The 16,486-nt window shown below is 60.9% G+C and carries 18 protein-coding genes; 3 read left to right on the forward strand and 15 right to left on the reverse strand.

Features of this window, described 5'->3' with window-relative positions:
• The first annotated feature begins 3 nt into the window (after positions 1-3).
• On the forward strand, positions 4-1,068 hold the full coding sequence (gene mutY, locus L6418_RS01605) for an A/G-specific adenine glycosylase (RefSeq protein ID WP_237247735.1): 1,065 nt from the start codon (positions 4-6) through the stop codon (positions 1,066-1,068).
• Between the two features lie 293 nt (positions 1,069-1,361).
• Here mutY and L6418_RS01610 read toward each other — a convergent pair whose 3' ends face one another.
• The 14 genes from L6418_RS01610 to L6418_RS01675 all read right to left on the reverse strand — a co-directional run bounded on the left by L6418_RS01610 (position 1,362) and on the right by L6418_RS01675 (position 11,498).
• A complete protein-coding gene (locus L6418_RS01610) occupies positions 1,362-2,045 on the reverse strand; it encodes a HEPN domain-containing protein (protein WP_237247736.1) in 684 nt (227 codons plus the stop codon).
• Between the two features lie 374 nt (positions 2,046-2,419).
• Entirely contained in the window at positions 2,420-3,019 is a 600-nt protein-coding gene (locus tag L6418_RS01615) for a flavin prenyltransferase UbiX (RefSeq protein WP_237247737.1), read from the reverse strand.
• Positions 3,016-3,552 carry a Gx transporter family protein gene (locus L6418_RS01620; protein ID WP_237247738.1) on the reverse strand — a complete coding sequence of 179 codons (537 nt, stop codon included), beginning with the start codon at positions 3,550-3,552 and terminating at the stop codon, positions 3,016-3,018. Before L6418_RS01620 ends, L6418_RS01615 begins: the two co-directional genes overlap by 4 nt.
• A gap of 73 nt (positions 3,553-3,625) precedes the next feature.
• Positions 3,626-3,994, reverse strand: a complete 369-nt coding sequence (locus L6418_RS01625) for a NusG domain II-containing protein (protein WP_237247739.1) — start codon at positions 3,992-3,994, stop codon at positions 3,626-3,628.
• 3 nt (positions 3,995-3,997) lie between these two features.
• On the reverse strand, positions 3,998-4,843 hold the full coding sequence (gene rapZ, locus L6418_RS01630) for an RNase adapter RapZ (protein WP_237247740.1): 846 nt from the start codon (positions 4,841-4,843) through the stop codon (positions 3,998-4,000).
• A gap of 2 nt (positions 4,844-4,845) precedes the next feature.
• A complete protein-coding gene (hprK, locus tag L6418_RS01635) occupies positions 4,846-5,781 on the reverse strand; it encodes an HPr(Ser) kinase/phosphatase (protein ID WP_237247741.1) in 936 nt (311 codons plus the stop codon).
• Positions 5,782-5,786: 5 nt separating this feature from the next.
• Positions 5,787-6,242, reverse strand: coding sequence for a PTS sugar transporter subunit IIA (locus L6418_RS01640; RefSeq protein ID WP_237247742.1), 456 nt, complete (start codon positions 6,240-6,242; stop codon positions 5,787-5,789).
• A gap of 57 nt (positions 6,243-6,299) precedes the next feature.
• Positions 6,300-6,623 (reverse strand): ribosome hibernation-promoting factor, HPF/YfiA family, encoded by a 324-nt coding sequence (hpf, locus tag L6418_RS01645; RefSeq protein ID WP_237247743.1) that lies wholly within the window; start codon positions 6,621-6,623, stop codon positions 6,300-6,302.
• A gap of 16 nt (positions 6,624-6,639) precedes the next feature.
• The gene (locus L6418_RS01650) at positions 6,640-8,076 is read right to left on the reverse strand and encodes an RNA polymerase factor sigma-54 (protein ID WP_237247744.1); all 1,437 of its coding nucleotides are present in this window, start codon (positions 8,074-8,076) and stop codon (positions 6,640-6,642) included.
• A 31-nt stretch (positions 8,077-8,107) separates the two neighbouring features.
• On the reverse strand, positions 8,108-8,830 hold the full coding sequence (gene lptB / locus L6418_RS01655) for an LPS export ABC transporter ATP-binding protein (protein ID WP_237247745.1): 723 nt from the start codon (positions 8,828-8,830) through the stop codon (positions 8,108-8,110).
• Positions 8,827-9,423, reverse strand: coding sequence for a lipopolysaccharide transport periplasmic protein LptA (lptA, locus tag L6418_RS01660; RefSeq protein WP_237247746.1), 597 nt, complete (start codon positions 9,421-9,423; stop codon positions 8,827-8,829). Before lptA ends, lptB begins: the two co-directional genes overlap by 4 nt.
• A complete protein-coding gene (gene lptC, locus L6418_RS01665) occupies positions 9,404-9,991 on the reverse strand; it encodes an LPS export ABC transporter periplasmic protein LptC (RefSeq protein ID WP_237247747.1) in 588 nt (195 codons plus the stop codon). Before lptC ends, lptA begins: the two co-directional genes overlap by 20 nt.
• Positions 9,991-10,512, reverse strand: coding sequence for an HAD family hydrolase (locus tag L6418_RS01670; RefSeq protein WP_237247748.1), 522 nt, complete (start codon positions 10,510-10,512; stop codon positions 9,991-9,993). The genes lptC and L6418_RS01670 overlap by 1 nt, the downstream gene beginning before the upstream one ends.
• A complete protein-coding gene (locus tag L6418_RS01675) occupies positions 10,512-11,498 on the reverse strand; it encodes an SIS domain-containing protein (RefSeq protein ID WP_237247749.1) in 987 nt (328 codons plus the stop codon). The genes L6418_RS01670 and L6418_RS01675 overlap by 1 nt, the downstream gene beginning before the upstream one ends.
• Before the next feature lie 64 nt (positions 11,499-11,562).
• Between L6418_RS01675 and L6418_RS01680 the strand changes: the two genes are divergently transcribed.
• Positions 11,563-13,542 (forward strand): monovalent cation:proton antiporter family protein, encoded by a 1,980-nt coding sequence (locus L6418_RS01680; RefSeq protein WP_237247750.1) that lies wholly within the window; start codon positions 11,563-11,565, stop codon positions 13,540-13,542.
• Positions 13,543-13,749: 207 nt separating this feature from the next.
• Here the strand turns inward: L6418_RS01680 and L6418_RS01685 are convergent, their stop codons facing one another.
• Positions 13,750-14,466 carry a prepilin-type N-terminal cleavage/methylation domain-containing protein gene (locus L6418_RS01685; RefSeq protein ID WP_237247751.1) on the reverse strand — a complete coding sequence of 239 codons (717 nt, stop codon included), beginning with the start codon at positions 14,464-14,466 and terminating at the stop codon, positions 13,750-13,752.
• 293 nt (positions 14,467-14,759) lie between these two features.
• On the opposite strand from L6418_RS01685, the gene L6418_RS01690 reads away from it, so the two are divergent.
• Positions 14,760-16,433 carry an ATP-binding protein gene (locus tag L6418_RS01690; RefSeq protein ID WP_237247752.1) on the forward strand — a complete coding sequence of 558 codons (1,674 nt, stop codon included), beginning with the start codon at positions 14,760-14,762 and terminating at the stop codon, positions 16,431-16,433.
• Positions 16,434-16,486: the final 53 nt, after the last annotated feature.

Raw genomic sequence — 16,486 nt, forward strand, 5'->3', positions numbered from 1 at the left:
TCGATGTCATCGTTCGCCCATCAGCTCATCCGCTGGCAAAAGCAGCACGGACGCCACCACTTGCCGTGGCAAGGTGCGGATGCCTACCGCGTCTGGCTGTCCGAGATCATGCTGCAGCAGACCCAGGTCGCCACCGTCATCCCCTATTACCAGCGTTTCGTTGCGGCTTTCCCCGATGTCGCCGCGCTGGCCGCCGCCAGCGAGGACGACGTGCTCGCGCACTGGAGCGGCCTCGGCTATTACGCCCGCGGCCGCAACCTGCACAAGGCGGCCCGCATCGTCGTCGAGAAATTCGACAGTGCCTTTCCGCGCAAATTCGACGACATCGTCGAACTCCCTGGAGTAGGACGCTCAACTGCCGCCGCCGTGTGCGCACTGGCATACCACGAACGGCGCGCGATCCTCGACGGCAACGTCAAACGGGTGCTGGCGCGTTACTGCGGCATCGAAGGCTGGGCGGGCGATAAAAAGGTGGAAGAACGGTTGTGGCAACAGGCCGAAGCGCTACTGCCGGAAAGCGATATCGCCACCTACACCCAGGCGCTGATGGATATGGGTGCCACCGTCTGCACACGCATCAAACCCAAGTGCGTCTTGTGCCCGGTGCAGGCGGATTGCGTTGCGCTGGCGACGGATCGGGTTGCCGCACTGCCCACGCCGCGACCGCGCAAGGCGGTGCCGGAACGGCATGCCGTCTTCCTGCTGCTGATGCATGGCAACGACATCCTGCTGGAGAAACGGCCAAGCAGCGGCATCTGGGGCGGGCTCTGGTGTCCGCCGCAATTCGAGGATGAGACCGCGGCGCGGGAGTGGTTCATACGCCAAGAACTGGAGGCAAGCGCAGGGGAAAGGCTGGAGGAGTTCTCGCATACCTTTACGCATTTCAGGCTGCATATCACGCCGTTGAAAGTGCAGCTTGCACATAAGCCTTTGCGTGCTGCGCAACCGGGTGCTATGTGGCTGGAGGTGGAAGAGGCGTTGGGGGCGGCGATACCGACGCCGGTGAGGAAGGTGTTGTCGGTTTTATCCCCTCTTCTTTCAAATCAACATCAAAACCGTCGGGGGTAGCCCGACAGCTAGTCACTTTTTCTTGCGTCGCCAAGAAAAAGTAACCAAAAAGAAGGCGACCCCGGTGCGCCGCTGCTTCGCAGTCCCCTGCGTTGCTCGACTGGTCAGGCCTCCTCATAAACTCGCACGACCCGCTACGCGGTCACGTGCTCAAACATATTCGTCGGACTACCCCTGACCAGCCTGCGCTACTCGGCGGCGCACAGGGGAAGAAAAGGCGAAATTCAAAGTCACAGAGAGGGCACTTCGTGCCCTCTCTGTCTAACATCTGACGATGAGAAGATGGATGGACGTTACTTGATGGAACGGTAGGTCACTTCATTCCATGGATATAACCCGGTCGATTGATAAACATGCCTTCTAATCCTGTTATTTGTTTTTATCGCAAGGAAGAGGAGATGGCTTGCATATCCATCCACTAGTTTTCTAGTTACCTTGTGGCTTGTATTGATTCGGTGAGCTATGGAGCCACGCAGCGAAATGAGCGCACTCAATTTATCTTTAGACTGTTTATTTGGCATATGCTTCCAAGTCCAGCATGCAGACAGAGTTTCAAGCCCAAGAACATTCTTGTAGAGATCATCAATATTTCCAGCACGTGGGGTATTGAATGGTCCAAGATGCTTTGAAAGCATGGCCTTGTAATGGCTTTTCGCTACCAATTTCCACCCACCATCAGCCAGCTCCCAAACTTTGATGTCGTTCTTATCGACTTTTAGCTCCAAAGCAATCGACTTCAATAGTTCCTTCGGCAAATTTGTAGGGGACTTAACATTGTCTATTATGAAGCTTAACCCGGCTTCAGCGGCATCTTCGATAAAGGCTTCCCAGCAGGCAACCAAAAGTACCGCACACGATTTGGTAAGAACTTCATGAGTATGGTGAGTCTTCTTTCCTGAGTTCTTCTCTTCGTGTAGCTTTAGTAATTCGAGAGCCTGTAACGCATTATCAAGAAAATCATCAAAAGGGGCTTCCATGATCGTTCAATCCTTTATGGTTGCAACGCTTCTCGCCGTGTTATTTATGGCCTAATTCGTACCCACACTCGTTAATAACCTTGCTATCCACAGTCGAATAGCGGGGGCACGAAGTGCCATCGCTGTGGATTTAGGTTTTGCCTTTCCCTCCCCTGTGCGCCGCCGAGTAGCGCAGGCTGGTCAGGGGATTTCGGCGAGGACTGTCTGAGCGCGTAGCGCGAGTTCCGCAGCCGCCTGACCAGTCGAGCAACGCAGGGAACCCCGCAGGGGCGGCGCACCGGGGTCGCCTTTTCTTTGGTTACTTTCTTTTTGGCGAAGCAAAAGAAAGTAACTTGCTGTCGGGCAACCCCCGACGGTTTTGGTTTTGATTGAAGCTACTCGCCCCACTTCTTCATCAACGTCTGCTCCACCCCAAGGTGATCCAAAATCCGTGCGACAACAAAATCCACCATATCCTGCACACTCTGCGGATGATGATAGAACCCCGGGTTCGGCGGCATGATCACCGCACCCGCATGCGACAGCTTCAGCATGTTCTCCAGATGGATCGCCGAGAACGGCATCTCGCGCGGCACCAGGATCAAAGTGCGTTTTTCCTTCAGCATCACATCCGCCGCGCGGGCGATGAGGTCGTCGCTGATGCCGCCCGCGATCTTGCCCAGCGTACCCATGGTGCAGGGACAGACCACCATTGCGTCGCCGGGGTTGGAGCCGGAGGCCATCGGCGCGTACCAGTCCTGGATGCCGAACACTTTCAGCTCGCCGCTGAAGTTGCCGATGCGATCGGCGAACATCTGCTCCGCTTCCTGCGAACGGTTCGGCAGGGTGAAATCCAGTTCCTGCTTGGCGACGATCTGCGCGGCCTGGGTATATACCAGATGCACGCGCTGTCCGCCTTGCAGCAGGCATTCGAGCAGGCGCATGCCGTAGGGCAGGCCGGAGGCACCGGTAAGAGCAAGCGTGATTGTTTTCATGGTTGTGGTTCCGTCTCGGTTTTTTCGCCATTATCCATGAAACTGGCCGCGATCAATCCGTTCACCGTGCCGAACACCAGGGCTGCCGTGGCAAAGATGGGGATCAGGTAGGCGATGCCGCTGTGCGGGATGAGCCACAGGTAGACCACGGTCATCTGTCCGGCGATATGGGCGAAGGCGGCAAGGATGCTGTGGGTGACCGGGCCGAAGAAGCGTTGCGGCAGGTGCATGCCGAGTGCCAGCACGGCGAGGCTGCATAGCGCGCCGGACAGGCTGAGGAAGAAGCCGGGGGCGAGGAAGTTGCCGAACAGCAGGCTACCCGCGAGCACGCGCAACAGCGATACCCATGCCGCAGTGCGCCAGCCGAAGCGCGCCAGCACGATCAGCGTGACGATGTTGGCGAGTCCCGGTTTCACGCCCGGCAGCGGCGAGGGGATGGCGTTCTCGAGCACGGTGAGGCCGAGCGCCACCGCCGCCATCTTTGCGATGTGGTGGTCTTCGGCCGATGTATCGAGTCTTATCGTTGTAGTCATTTATCAAAGTGCTGAGTGCTGAGTAAACCCGCCGCAATTACTCGGCACTCGATACTCGGGACTCAGTACCGCATTAATAGTTGAGGCTGTCATACTTTTTCTGCCCGCCGCTCAGTTCAACGCTCACCTCGTTCGGCAGGCAGATGGCGATCTCGCCTGCCTGCTGCAGCCAGCCCTGGCGCACGCAGTATTGGCGCGGGCTGGGGTCGGAGGTGATGCGCGCCCTGCGTTTCTCAATGGTGACGATGCTGGTGCCAAGCGGGCCGGGCACTTCGATCTGCTGGTCGCGCGACAGCGGCACTTCGCGGAACACCTTGCCGCCGCTGCGGATGATGGCCTTGTCGGCGGCGCCGCCGGACCAGACCGTGAGCGTGATCCAGATGGTGCACAGGCCGCCGACCAGCAGGGTGAGGTAGTCGCCGGGCTTGATATGCTGGAGCACGGGTCAGGCTTGTTGCGCGAGTTCGCGGTGGCGCAGCAGCACTTGCTGTTGCGATCTGAAGTGTAGCGCCAGCTTCTCGGCAAAATACACCGAGCGGTGCTGTCCGCCCGTGCAGCCGATGGCGACGGTGAGGTAGCTGCGGTTGTCGGCGATGAAACTGGGCAACCAGCCCGCGATGAAATCACGGATGTCGGTGTACATCTTTTGCGCGAGCGGCGTGCCATCGAGGAAGTCGATCACTGGCTGGTCGCGGCCGGTCAGCGGACGCAACACCGGGTCGTAATGCGGATTGGGCAGGCAGCGTACGTCAAATACGAAATCGGCATCCAGCGGCAGCCCGTTCTTGAAGGCGAAGGATTCGAACAGCAGGGTCAGGCGCGCGCGGTCCAGCGCGATGAACTGCTTGATCCAGGCGCGCAGCGCGTTGGCATTGAGGTCGCTGGTATCGATGTGGTGCGCGATGCTGGCGATCTCGGCCAGCAACTCGCGCTCCAGCGCGACGCTCTCGGTGAGCGTCTTTACGCCGTCGCTCAGGGGGTGCAGGCGGCGCGTCTCGGAGAAGCGCTTTACCAGCGTCTCGTTGTTCGCGTCGAGGAACAGCAGATGCACGTCGATATCCTGCTGTTTCAGCTTCTCGATGTATTGCGGCAGCAGCACGACGCTGTTGCCGCTGCGCACGTCGACGCTGACGGCGATCTTCCTGATGCCCGCCAGTTTCAGGTTGTTGGTCAGCACGTGCAGCAGTTCCGCCGGCAGGTTGTCCACGCAGTAATAGCCGCTGTCCTCCAGAACATTCAGCGCGACGCTCTTGCCGGAGCCGGATAAGCCGCTGATCAGGAAGAGCTGCATGCTCACTGCTCCTGCATCAGCTGCTCTTGGCGGGAGATGAATTCCTGCATGGTGTCGATGCCGCGCTGCTGCAGCACGAAGTTGCGCGCGGCGGCCTCCACCAGCACGGCGAGGTTGCGCCCGGCCATCACGGGGAGTTCCACCTTGCTGATCCTGACGCCCAGTATCTCCTCGGAGCCGGAGGTCGGCAGGCGTTCCAGCTTGGAAAGATCGTCGTGCGGCGGACGATACAGGTGGACGATGAGCTTGAGGCTTTTCTTGCGGCGCACCGCCGTTTCGCCGAACATGGTGCGGATGTTGAGCATGCCGAGGCCGCGCACTTCGAGGAAATCGCGCAGCAGGTCGGGACAGCGTCCCTCCAGCGTTTCCGGCGAGATGCGGTACAGCTCCGTGATGTCGTCGGCGACCAGGCCGCTGCCGCGCGTGATCAGTTCCAGCGCCAGTTCGCTCTTGCCCACGCCGCTGTCGCCGGTGATCATCACGCCGACGCCGAGCACATCCAGGAACACGCCGTGGCGCGTGGTGGAGTCCGCCAGTCCCTTGACGATGTAGTGGCGGATCATCCACATCAGCTGCACGCTGCCCAGCGGCGAGTGGAACAGCGGGGTGTGGGTGCGGTTGGCGAAATCCAGCAGCCCCTTGGGGATCTCGGTCTCGCCGGCCACGATCAGGCACAGCGGTTGCCCCTGTTCGAGCTGGGTCAGCGTGGCGGAGAGGTCGGCGGGGGAGAGCGCGTGCAGGTAATCCAGCTCGGTGTTGCTGAACACCTGCACCCAGTTCGGGTGGATCACGTTCATGTGGCCGATCAGGCCGCGGTTGGAAGCGTTGACGGTATCGCTTTCCAGCACGCGATCGCCGCCTTTGGCGCCACCTACCCAGGTCAGGCTCAGGCGTTCCTGCTTGTCTTCGAAGAGTTGCTGGATGTTGACCTGGGCCACGATATTTATCCTTGCCAGTCGATGAACAGTTTGTGGATCGCCACGGGGTCGTCGGTGGCTTGCAGGCGGTCGCGGAACGACTTGTCGCAGAACATCTGCGCCAGTTCGCCCAGCAGTTGCAGGTGCAGGTCGGTCGCCCGTTCGGGAACCAGCAGCACGAAAATGAAATTCACCGGCAGTCCGTCCGGTGCATCGAACGGGATGGGGTTCTGCATCTTAACGAAAGCCGCGACCGCATCGCGCAGACCCTTCACGCGGCCATGCGGGATGGCGACGCCCTGTCCCAGTCCGGTGGAGCCGAGTTTTTCGCGCGCGAACAGGCTGTCGAACACCTGGCTGCGTGCGATGTGGTGCGTGTTCTCGAACAACAGTCCGACGCGCTCGAACACGCGCTTCTTGCTGGCGGATTCGTTATCCAGCAGCACGCACTCGGGGGTTAGTATCTTGCTGATCAGGCTCATGCTGTTTCACCGTGACGGAAAAACGGGGCCATCATTGCTGATGGCCCCGTATCGACTTCATTCTGCTGCGCTGTGTTTGCCCGATTCGTCGTGGCGGCGCGCGGTGTGTTTTTCCTTGTGTTTCAACACCTGGCGATCCAGCGAATCGACCAGTGCGTCAATGGCCACATACAGGTTGCTATCCTCGGTCTCGGCGAAGATGTTCTTGCCGGAGACGTGGACGTTGGCCTCGGCCTTCTGCACCAGTTTGTCCACCGACAGGATCACGTTGATGTCGATCACGTTGTCGAAATGGCGTTTGACCTTGTCCAGCTTGCTGAGCACATGCTCGCGGATGGCCGGGGTGATTTCGAGGTGACGTCCTGTGAGGTTGAGGTTCATGGCCTGCTCCTTATGGTTAGAGTGATTTACGAAGATTTACCGGAAGGATGTTCATTCCCTCGCGGTATTTTGCCACGGTACGGCGGGCGACCAAAATGCCCTGCTGTGCCAGGATTTCGGACATGCGACTGTCGGTGAGCGGATGTTTGGCATCTTCCTCGCTGACCAGCTGCTTGATGAGTGCGCGGATGGCGGTGGAAGAACAGGCGCCCCCGGCTTCGGTGGCGAGGCCGCTGCCGAAGAAATACTTGAATTCGTAGATGCCGCGCGGGGTGAGCATGAACTTCTGCGTGGTGACCCGCGAAATGGTGGATTCGTGCAGTTCGAGCTGCTCGGCGATCTCGCGCAGCACCAGCGGGCGCATGGCGATGTCGCCGTGTTCGAAGAACTGGCGCTGGCGTTCGACGATGGCCTGCGCCACGCGCAGGATGGTCTCGAAACGCTGCTGCAGGTTCTTGATGAACCAGCGCGCTTCCTGCAACTGGCCGGCCATCTCCTGCGCGTTCTTCTCGTTGCGCTGCTGCAGGATGTTGGCATACACCTGGTTGATGCGCAGGCGCGGCATCGCTTCCGGATTCAGCCGCGCGCGCCAGATGCCGCCGTGGCGTTCCACCAGCACGTCCGGCACGACATAGTCGGCTGCGCGGTGTTCGAACGCGGAGCCGGGCTTGGGCTGCAGGTGGACGATCAGATCCTGTGCGGTGCGCAGGGCATTGTCGTCGCAGCGCAGGGCCTTCTTCAGTTTGTTGAAGTCGCGTGCGGCGAGCAGATCCAGGTGCTGGCCGACGATGGCCAACGCCAGTTCGCGGCCGGGCAGGTCTTCCGGCATGGCGCGCAGCTGCAGGGACAGGCATTCGCTCAGGTTGCGCGCGCCGATGCCGGGCGCATCGAGGTGCTGCAACTGCACCAGTGCCGTTTCCAGGTCGTCCAGCGTGATGTCCAGTTCCGGCGGCAGCAGTTCGGCGATCTCTTCCAGCGGTTGCGACAGGTAGGCGTTCTCGTCCAGCGCATCGATGAGCAGGCCGACGATCTTCTTGTCGCGCTCGTCCATCGGGTTCATGTTCAGTTCCCACAGCAGGTGTTCGCGCATGCTGGGTTTTTCGGCAGCCACCTCGGAATAGCCGTCGTCTTCGTCGTCGGGGCTGGAGGAGGAGGAGGATGAGGACGAGAACGACGGCTCCGGCCATTCGCTGCTGTCGCTGTCGCGCGATTCCGCTTCGGCCGGGGCGCTTTCCGCGCTGCTGGACGGGGCGGGCGTGTCGGTGCTGCTGTTACCGCTGTACGTCTGGTTGGTGGTGTCGTCCTCGCGCTCGAGGAAGGGGTTCTCGTCCAGCAGGCGCGCCGCTTCCTGATTGATCTCGAGCGTCGACAGTTGCAGCAGCTTGATAGCCTGCTGCAACTGCGGCGTGAGCATCAGTTGTTGGGACTGCCTGAGTTGGAGAGAGTGTTTCATTGCCGGGTTGTGGTATGTGGGCGGTGCGATCTTATAACTTGAAGTGCTCGCCCAGATACACCTTCCTCACGCCTTCATTATAGATGATTTCGTCAGGCTTGCCTTCCGCCATCACCGAGCCGGCGTTGATGATGTAGGCGCGGTCGCAGATGCCCAGCGTCTCGCGCACGTTGTGGTCGGTGATCAGCACGCCGATGCTGCGCTCCTTGAGGAAGCGGATGATCTTCTGGATGTCCAGCACGGCGATGGGATCGACGCCGGCGAAGGGCTCGTCGAGCAGGATGAAGCGCGGATCGGTCGCCAGCGCGCGGGCGATCTCCACGCGCCGCCGCTCGCCGCCGGACAGGCTGATGGCCTGGTTGTCGCGGATGTGGGTGATATGCAGGTCGTTCAGCAGCGCCTCCAGCCGTGCGTCCAGCTCGGCCGGCGCATAGCCCTGCAATTCCAGCACGGCACGGATGTTGTCGCTCACGCTGAGGCGGCGGAAGATGGAGGCTTCCTGCGGCAGGTAGGCCAGGCCGAGGCGGGCACGGCGATGGATGGGCAGGTGCGTGACGTCCTGGCTGTCGACGAAAATCTCGCCGCCGTCCGCCGCGACCAGGCCGACGATCATGTAGAAGCTGGTGGTCTTGCCCGCGCCATTCGGTCCCAGCAAGCCGACCACTTCGCCGCTCTTCACGGACAGCGAGACATCCTGCACCACGGTGCGGGCGCGGTAACGTTTTTTCAGGGAGACGGTTCGGAGTTCACTCATGGCTTGGGCCTGGATAGAGTCGGGCTGGACTGGATGGTGAGGGGCGCATTCTTTGGGTCTGTATCGGTGGCTGCCGGTTCTTTGTTCTTGGGCTGGATTACTGCATGCACACGGCCTTTTTCGGAGGAGTCCGCGTGGGCCGGATCGCTGCTGCCCTGGAATATTTCAGTGCGGGTGCTGTACGAGATATGGTCGCCCTCCACTTCGTCCTGGGCTCGTTTGACTTTCGCCTGGCCAAAAAAATCGATTGTCTCGGCGAGGGTGTCGTATTCGATGCGTTCGCCGTAGCCTTCCATGTATTCGTCGGTGCCTTCGTGTTTCTGGCGGAAGCTGGCAAGATTGCCGGTCGCGGTGCAATGCCTGTTGCCTTGTTTGTCCTGAGTCATCACGATTTTCTCTGCCATGATGTGCAGTGTGCCCTGTGTCAATTCCACTTTGCCTTCGAATATGCTGATCTGTTTTGCATCGTCGATGAGGACGCGATCCGATTCGAGATGGATCGGCTTGCTGCGATCCGCATTCTCGGCGAACAGCGGATCGCAGCACAGCAGCAGCAGGCCGAAACAGACAGCTTTATGGATGGAGCGGTTCATGGTTTGCCCTGACGTTGGACAGCAGTCTGACTGTGCGCGCTTTGTTGTCGAGTTCCATGCCGACCGCACGGATGATGTCGTGCCGGCTGGTCATCACGATCGACTGGTTTGTCTCCGCCCAGTCGCGGTCGGGGATGACATGCAGGTAGCCGGTGACGAAACGCTGTTCGCCGATGTCTCCGCTGGCTGGACGCAAGATGTTTACATCGTCATACAGGTATACGTCATCCCCCTTGCTGGAGATCATGCCGGTCTGCGCCGTGGTGAGCGTGGGCGGGCGATTCGCATACAGGCTGGTGATTTTGGGCATTTGCAGATGCGTGCTGTCGTCGTCCGGGTAGTGCCAGAGCTTCTCCGCTGCCAGGGTGTAGCGCGGCTGGCCTTGCGGGTTCAGCGTTATGGCAGTGAAATTGTCGACCGCGTAATCGATGTCGTGACGTTGCTGGCTCGACAGCGGCGCCAGCGGCTGTACCTGCTGGTTGAGCCAGTAGGTGGCGGCCAGCAGCAACAGCAACGGCAACAGCGGTAGCCATGCGCGTGCCTTGTCCGTGAAGCGGGATGCGAACATCACTTCAGGTAGGGCGCGAGCTGCGCCTCCAGCGTGCCCTGTGCGCCGAGGATCATTTCGCACACTTCGCGCACCGCACCATGCCCCGCTTCGCGCAGGCTGACGTAATGCGCGTGGTCGCGCACCACCTGCGGTGCCGCCGGGACGCTCAGCGCCAGGCCGACGCGGCGCATCACCGGCAGGTCGACCACGTCGTCGCCCATGAAGGCGGCGGCTTCCGGTGCCAGCTTCAGTTCCGCCAGCAGCGCCTGCATCGTTGCCAGCTTGTCTTCCACGCCTTGATACAGGCGCGAGATGCCGAGGTTCCTGGCACGCAACTCAACGCACTTCGAAGTGCGCCCGGTGATGATGGCCAGCTCCACGCCGGATGCCTTGAGCATCTTCAGGCCATGCCCGTCGAGGGAGTTGAAGCGCTTGAATTCCTCGCCCGAATCGGAAAGGTACAGTCCGCCATCGGTCAATACGCCGTCCACGTCGAAGGCAACCAGGCGCAGGGGTTTGATCCGTTCCGCGAGCGACATCAGATCACCTTGGCCTTCAGCAGATCGTGCATGTTCAGCGCGCCGACCAGTTTTTTGTGCTCATCCACCACCGGCAACTGGCTGATGTTGTATTTCTCCATCATCTGCACGGCGTCGACCGCCAGCGCATCGGGACCGATGCTGCGCGGGTTCTTCGACATCGCGGCATGGACGGGAGTGGTGCTGAAATCCACTTTCCTGGCCAGCGTGCGGCGCAGGTCGCCGTCGGTGTAGATGCCCAGCAGGTGTCTGCTGTCGTCGACAATGGCGGTCATGCCGAGGCCTTTGCGCGAGATCTCCAGCACCGCATCGGCCAGGGTGGCCTGTTCGTGCACGGACGGGATGCTGGCGTTGGTGTGCATGACATCGCTCACGTGGGTGAGCAGGCGGCGGCCCAGGCTGCCGCCGGGATGCGAGCGTGCGAAATCCTCTTCGCCGAAACCCTTGGCGTCGAGCAGGGCAACGGCGAGCGCGTCGCCCAGTGCGAGCGCGGCGGTGGTGCTGGCGGTGGGGGCCAGGCCCATCGGGCAGGCTTCCTGGGCCACGGAACCGTCCAGGTGGGCATCCGCCGCCAGCGCCAGGCTGGATTTCGGATTGCCGGTCAGGCTGATCAGGTGCGCGCCCTGGCGCTTGACCGCAGGCACGATGGTGAGCAGCTCATCGCTCTCGCCGGAATAGGAGATCGCGATGAACACATCCTGCGCCGTGACCATGCCGAGGTCGCCGTGGCTGGCCTCGCCCGGATGCACGAAATAGGCCGGCGTGCCGGTGCTGGACATGGTGGCGGCGATCTTGCGCGCGATATGCCCGGACTTGCCCATGCCGCTGACGATGACCCTGCCCTTGCAGGCGAGGATGAGGTTCAGTGCATGCAGGAAGCTGTCGTCGATGCGCTGCGTGAGCATGCGGACGGCATCGGCTTCGATGCTGAGCACCTGCCGTGCGAGGTCGAGCGCATGCGGCGCGGCGGAGAGTGGTTTGTTCATGTGCAAGATTATAACAGTGCTGTTTGGGGGCGGCGTTTTTTTGAAATTGTGGCATCATCGAACCATGAACAATTCGCTCCATCTCATCCTCATTCTGCTGGCCGTCGCGGTCGGGGTGGTGGTGTTGTGCCGCATTCTGAAACTGCCAGCGATGCTCGGCTACCTGCTGGTCGGCATCATGATCGGGCCGCATGCGCTGGGCTGGATACCGGACGCGCCGGAGACGCGCCATCTGGCCGAATTCGGCGTGGTGTTCCTGATGTTCAGCATCGGCCTCGAATTCAGCCTGGCCCGTTTGCGCGCCATGCAGCGCCTGGTGTTCGGGCTGGGGACGGCGCAGGTCGCCGCGACCATGGTGCTGGTGATGCTTTCGTCGCTGTTCTTCGAGATCGATTGGCGCGCCGGCCTCGCGCTGGGCGGCATTCTGGCGATGTCTTCCACCGCCATCGTCAGCAAGATGCTGGTCGAACGGGCCGAACTGAATGCGCCGCACGGGCAGAAGATCATGGGCGTGCTGCTGTTCCAGGATCTGGCGGTGGTACCGCTGATCATCATCATCCCCGCGCTGGCGGAAAGCGGCACCCATCTCGGCGGTACCATCGCGATCGCCGTGCTCAAGGCGGCGGTACTGCTTGCCGCGCTGCTGATGTTCGGGCAGAAACTGCTGCGCCCCTGGTTCCATGTGGTGGCGGGGCAGAAATCCTCCGAACTGTTCATGCTCAACGTGCTGCTGTTCACGCTGGGCATGGCCTGGCTCACCGAACTGAGCGGACTGTCGCTCGCCCTGGGGGCGTTCGTCGCCGGCATGCTGATCTCCGAGACCGAATACCGCTACCAAGTGGAAGAGGACATCAAGCCGTTCCGCGACGTGCTGCTCGGCTTGTTCTTCGTCACCATCGGCATGCTGCTCGACCTGCACGCGGTGATCGCCGGATGGGGGTGGATACTGCTGCTGCTGCTCATCCTGATCCCGTTCAAGGCGGCGGTGGTGGCGCTGCTGGTGCGCGGATTCGCGGGCGAATGGGGCGCTGCGTTGCGCACCGGCATCGGCCTGGCGCAGGCGGGAGAATTCGGTTTCGTGCTGCTGACGCTGGCGGGCGAAGTCGAATTGCTGCCGGCCGACGTGATGCAGAACGTGCTGGCCGCCATGCTCATCTCCATGCTCATTGCGCCGTTCCTGATCCAGCATGCCGAAGTCATCGTACGCCGTCTGTCCCCGGAGGAGTGGATGAACCGCGCCATGCAGATGCACCAGATCGCCGTGAGCAGCATGTCGAGCAAGCAACACATCATCATCTGCGGCTACGGCCGCAGCGGCCAGGCGCTGGCCAGGTTCCTGGCCGAAGAGGGCATCAGCTTCATCGCGCTGGACCTCGATTCGCGGCGCGTGCGCGAAGCCGTGGCCGCGGGGGAGAAGGTGGTCTACGGCGATGCCGGCAAGCTCGAGGTATTGCAGGCCGCCGGCCTGATGCGCGCCAAGGCGCTGGCGATCACTTACGACGACAAGCACTCCGCCCTCAAGATATTGCACCACACACAGGCTGCACGCCCTGACTTGCCGGTGGTGGTGCGCACCGCCGATGATACGCATATCGCCGCCTTGAAACAGGCGGGCGCCGCCGAAGTGGTGGCCGAAGTCACCGAGGGCAGCGTCATGCTCGCCTCGCAGGCGCTGCTGCTTTCCGGCGTACCGCTCAGCCGTGTCATCCGTCATATCCAGGAGACGCGGGCAAAACGCTACAGCATGTTCAGCGGCTACTTCCGCACGACACCGCCGCCGGAGGAAGCCGAGACGGAAGATGGCGAGAATCAGCAGCCGCGCTTCCAGACCGTGCGGCTCAATCCGGGCGATGCCGCGGTCGACCGGCGCCTGCTGGAGATGAAGCTGGACCAGCTCAGTGTCGAAGTGAATGCCGTGCGCCGCCATAACGTGGAAGGCAGCCAGCCGGCGGGAGACATGGTCCTGCGCGCCGGCGACGTGCTGGTGCTGCTCGGCCAGCCGGTGACGCTGGAAGCTGCGGAGAAACGGTTGCGGCAGGGCTGAGAGTTTGCGGGACGTGAACTCTGCCGGCACTCCCTCTGCTGCGCAGGAAGTCGCCGATGGCTGATGCGGATCGTCTGCGCCTTCGCCCCAGCCCTCTGGTTGTTCATGGCATTACTGATGCCCCAACCATGCAAATGATCGATGCCTAAATGACGGCATGAAAAAAGCCCGCCGAAGCGGGCTTTGAGGTGTCACGCCGGAGTTCGGTTAAACGCCCATGCAGACAACAACGATGTCGGCATCACTAATTTGGGCAGTAGCTGTTGCAGCTTTTCCTATGGCGTAAGCGCCGCCGGTGGTTACGTCATACGACATCATCGAACCCGTCTGGGTGTTGCCATCGTCCAGCTGGATATCCAGTTGCTTGGCAAACTTGCCCAGGATGTTGGGCGAGCAAATGATGTAGGTACCGCGGATCGCTGCGCCGTTTAGATCTAGCATGGGGGACGAAGCAACAAGAGAAGTCCCGCTTTGAATGCCAATCTCGCCGCCCACAGCATTGACCGGCCTGTATCCGTCGCCAATCGCGGGCGCACCTGGAATGACGGTGGTACCGGTTGTCAAACCAGCCAGACGTACATGCTGCCAGAACAGGTAGGATTCATCGGTTTTTGTATACGAATCCCATGAACCTTCGATCAGTCCATTGCCAACCACTCCAGGCGTTGTAGCTTTACAGGAGGTAGTTAGGCATTGACCGCCGAGGTGTGCATCCACACCGGCATCGTCGCCAGGCAGTGCCTTGAACTTATCCTGATAACCGTAGATGAAGACAGGGATGTTCCTGAAGTCGGTCGCCAGATTCTTCACCTTGGCGCTGTTGATGAGCTCTTGACCCTTCAGCACGCCGCCGAGCAGCAGGCCGATAATCACCAGCACGATGGCGATTTCGATTAAGGTAAAGCCGGATTGGTTGCGTTTCATTATGTTGTTTCTCCCAAAATGGTTCGGTGTTTGCTTGCTGACGCCTTGCGCGCTATATGTAGCAATACTTATGCCAAATATAAACCGGATCGGGTGGGCGGGCGGCGATTCTGCCGATGCGGCGGGCAAGGGGCAGGCCGAATCTCTTTGTATTGACTGAATGTATTGAATCTTAAATGAATAATCGCACGGCTTGCGCTGTCGTTTCGGCGCTTCGGGAGGTTTCGGGTCAATCTGGGTTAAACTTGGGTCGATTTGCTTTGATTTGACGAAATTCTGACAGGAATGACGAAATGCTGACGCTCTCGCCCGAAAAATTGATGCGTTCCAGCCGCTGGCTGTCTTTTGCCATGCTGGTGGATTTGCATCTGGCGCTCTGGCTCGGAACGGAAAGTCTATGGATGCGTCCGCTGCTGCTGATGCATCTGGGTTTGTTCCTGCTTTGGCAGCCCTTGTGGCGCGGGGAGAGCAGGCTGCGCACCGGCGGTTCGGTCTTCATCATCGCAATGAGCATGGCCACCATCTTCCTGCTCAACTGGTGGGTGCTGGCGTTCTGGATCAGCGTGCTGTTCGCGCTGGTGGGCGGGCGGGTGTTCTCTTTCCATGCCCGCTGGCAGCGTTTGTACTACCTGCTGACGATGGCCTATTTGCTGGCCATCCTGATTCTGTACATCACCCCGAACCTGTTCCACCTCGAGGGCATGGGCGAGGTGATGGCCAACCTGATGAATGTGGGCTTGCCGCTGTTGCTGGTCATCATGGCTTTCATCCCGTTCGAGTGGAACCAGGTGGAAACCGAACAGGCGGTGGACTTCATCTATATCCTGCTGCTGTTCACCCTGCTGACTCTGCTGGTGCTGGGCAGCCTCGCCTTCATGACCTTGGGGCACCTCGATTACCTCGATGCCTTGTTGCGGACCTTGATCATCATCGCGGTCATGTTGCTGGCCCTGGGGGCTTTGTGGAATCCGCGCCTGGGGTTTTCCGGATTCCAGGCGCTGTTTTCGCGTTACCTGCTGAACATCGGCACGCCGCTTGAGATCTGGCTGGAACGGCTCGCGGCGGTGGCGCACCATGAGCAGAATCCGGAGGCATTTCTCGTGCATGCGACCGAATACCTGGTCGAGATGCCGTGGATTTCTGGGTTGTCCTGGTCGTCGGATTACGGGCACGGGACGCTGGGGCTCTCCAGTCCGCACCGCATCGAGATGTCGGACCAGGATTTGCATCTTACCCTGTTCAGCCATCAGTCGGTCTCGCCCACCGTGTTGCTGCATGTGCGCCTGCTCACCCACTTGCTGGGGCACTTCTACCAGGCCAAGCGACGCGAGCAATCGCTGCGCGAGATCACCCGCCAGCAGGTCATCTACGAGACCGGGGCGCGACTGACCCATGACCTGAAGAACATGCTGCAATCCCTGTTCGCGCTGACATCGGTCGCCCAGCATCAGCCGGAAAAGGCGCAGCCCATCCTGCAGCGCCAGTTGCCCGTGCTGACGCAGCGCATCGAAGCCGTGCTGGCCAAACTCAAGAGTCCGGAAACGCAGGACGAGGTGGTGGAAATGCCGCTGGCGACCTGGTGGGAGGTCCTGCGCCAGCGCCACCCGTACCGCGATATCGAGTGGAAAGCCCCGCGGACAGTGGACGGGCGACCGATCCCGGCCCCGCTGTTCGACTGTGTGGCAGACAACCTGATCGACAACGCCTGCAAGAAGCGGCTGCGCGAACCCGGCATCGCGGTTGTCGTTACGCTGGAAACCGAGCCGTTCTCCCTCACCATCAGCGACAGCGGCAGCGCCATCCCCGGCGGCATCGCCAATCAGCTGCTGAACACCATCGTGCCGTCCGAAGATGGCATGGGTATCGGGTTGTATCAGGTCGCCCGCTGGGCTGCGCAAACCGGTTATCGCCTGGAACTGAGCGAGAATCGCAATGGCAGAGTGACGTTCCGTCTGGTCAGGCCGTAACAGCCGTTATGTCTGGCCCGCGGCACTTTTCGTGCGGGCGGAAACCGCAACGG

Source organism: Sideroxyarcus emersonii (genome assembly GCF_021654335.1).
Lineage (GTDB): Bacteria > Pseudomonadota > Gammaproteobacteria > Burkholderiales > Gallionellaceae > Sideroxyarcus > Sideroxyarcus emersonii.

What these genes read in the sequence shown, in the direction of transcription:
- hpf (WP_237247743.1), bottom strand. Translation starts at nt 6,623, where the DNA reads ATGAACCTCAACCTCACAGGACGTCACCTCGAAATCACCCCGGCCATC.
- L6418_RS01675 (WP_237247749.1), bottom strand. Translation starts at nt 11,498, where the DNA reads ATGAACAAACCACTCTCCGCCGCGCCGCATGCGCTCGACCTCGCACGG.
- L6418_RS01670 (WP_237247748.1), bottom strand. Translation starts at nt 10,512, where the DNA reads ATGTCGCTCGCGGAACGGATCAAACCCCTGCGCCTGGTTGCCTTCGAC.
- L6418_RS01680 (WP_237247750.1), top strand. Translation starts at nt 11,563, where the DNA reads ATGAACAATTCGCTCCATCTCATCCTCATTCTGCTGGCCGTCGCGGTC.
- lptB (WP_237247745.1), bottom strand. Translation starts at nt 8,830, where the DNA reads ATGAGTGAACTCCGAACCGTCTCCCTGAAAAAACGTTACCGCGCCCGC.
- L6418_RS01690 (WP_237247752.1), top strand. Translation starts at nt 14,760, where the DNA reads ATGCTGACGCTCTCGCCCGAAAAATTGATGCGTTCCAGCCGCTGGCTG.
- L6418_RS01650 (WP_237247744.1), bottom strand. Translation starts at nt 8,076, where the DNA reads ATGAAACACTCTCTCCAACTCAGGCAGTCCCAACAACTGATGCTCACG.
- L6418_RS01640 (WP_237247742.1), bottom strand. Translation starts at nt 6,242, where the DNA reads ATGAGCCTGATCAGCAAGATACTAACCCCCGAGTGCGTGCTGCTGGAT.
- mutY (WP_237247735.1), top strand. Translation starts at nt 4, where the DNA reads ATGTCATCGTTCGCCCATCAGCTCATCCGCTGGCAAAAGCAGCACGGA.
- lptC (WP_237247747.1), bottom strand. Translation starts at nt 9,991, where the DNA reads ATGTTCGCATCCCGCTTCACGGACAAGGCACGCGCATGGCTACCGCTG.
- lptA (WP_237247746.1), bottom strand. Translation starts at nt 9,423, where the DNA reads ATGAACCGCTCCATCCATAAAGCTGTCTGTTTCGGCCTGCTGCTGCTG.
- L6418_RS01610 (WP_237247736.1), bottom strand. Translation starts at nt 2,045, where the DNA reads ATGGAAGCCCCTTTTGATGATTTTCTTGATAATGCGTTACAGGCTCTC.
- L6418_RS01685 (WP_237247751.1), bottom strand. Translation starts at nt 14,466, where the DNA reads ATGAAACGCAACCAATCCGGCTTTACCTTAATCGAAATCGCCATCGTG.
- rapZ (WP_237247740.1), bottom strand. Translation starts at nt 4,843, where the DNA reads ATGCAGCTCTTCCTGATCAGCGGCTTATCCGGCTCCGGCAAGAGCGTC.
- L6418_RS01620 (WP_237247738.1), bottom strand. Translation starts at nt 3,552, where the DNA reads ATGACTACAACGATAAGACTCGATACATCGGCCGAAGACCACCACATC.
- L6418_RS01615 (WP_237247737.1), bottom strand. Translation starts at nt 3,019, where the DNA reads ATGAAAACAATCACGCTTGCTCTTACCGGTGCCTCCGGCCTGCCCTAC.